Source organism: Psychrobacter sp. CAL346-MNA-CIBAN-0220 (assembly GCF_040309805.1).
Lineage (GTDB): Bacteria > Pseudomonadota > Gammaproteobacteria > Pseudomonadales > Moraxellaceae > Psychrobacter.
The window spans coordinates 1-257 of record NZ_JBEOPF010000475.1; the positions used below are offsets into that span (position 1 = coordinate 1).

Annotated in this window: 1 protein-coding gene; it reads right to left on the reverse strand. The window is 44.0% G+C overall.

Annotated features, from left to right (window positions below):
- Window positions 1-12: 12 nt before the first annotated feature.
- The coding region (locus AAEY88_RS14425; protein WP_350563494.1) for a Nif3-like dinuclear metal center hexameric protein at window positions 13-257 on the reverse strand (245 nt) is incomplete at its 5' end.

Sequence of the window (257 nt, forward strand, 5' to 3'; positions counted from 1 at the left end):
TAGATAGCCTAGTTAAACTGGGTTATCTATGTCTATAAATGTCACATCAAAACCATGCTCTTGAGCAAGTAACTCACCCAGAGCTTTTACACCATAGCGCTCTGTTGCATGATGCCCTGCGGCAAAAAAATCAATGTTTTGCTCACGAGAACTATGAATTGTTTGCTCCGATGCCTCACCCGTTAAATAAGCATCAATGCCTTGCTCTGCAGCTAAATCAATATACCCTTGCCCACCACCGGTGCACAGTGCAATGG